Annotated in this window: 1 protein-coding gene; it reads right to left on the reverse strand. The window is 42.9% G+C overall.

Annotation, left to right across the window (positions count from 1 at the left end):
• On the reverse strand, nucleotides 1-406 hold a 406-nt coding region (locus C4F50_RS25580), incomplete at both ends, for an HYR-like domain-containing protein (RefSeq protein WP_489114255.1).

Below are 406 nucleotides of genomic sequence, written 5' to 3' on the forward strand. Positions count from 1 at the left end.
GAAGCAATAGGGAATAAGGCCTGCGCCGAAGTTAAAGCTTCCTGGTTACTGCATTCAATTGTTTGGTTTAAAGAACCCGCTTGAGTTGTCCAGATTGGTGCAGTAGTATCCTCAATGGTAATCACTTGTGTGAAAGTGTCAGAAGTATTACCACAGTCGTCTTTAACTGTCCAGGTATTAGTATAAGTTCCGGCATTTCTGCATCCTTCTGATGCCACAAACTGTCCGCTTACTTTTGTAATATTACTAACGTTTGTATCACAAGCATCGGAAGCAATAGGGAATAAGGCCTGCGCCGAAGTTAAAGCTTCCTGGTTACTGCATTCTATTGTTTGGTTTAAAGAACCGGCTTGGGTTGTCCAGATTGGTGCAGTGGTATCTTGAATCGTAATCACCTGCGTGAAAG

Source organism: Flavobacterium hungaricum (assembly GCF_015182285.1).
GTDB lineage: Bacteria > Bacteroidota > Bacteroidia > Flavobacteriales > Flavobacteriaceae > Flavobacterium > Flavobacterium hungaricum.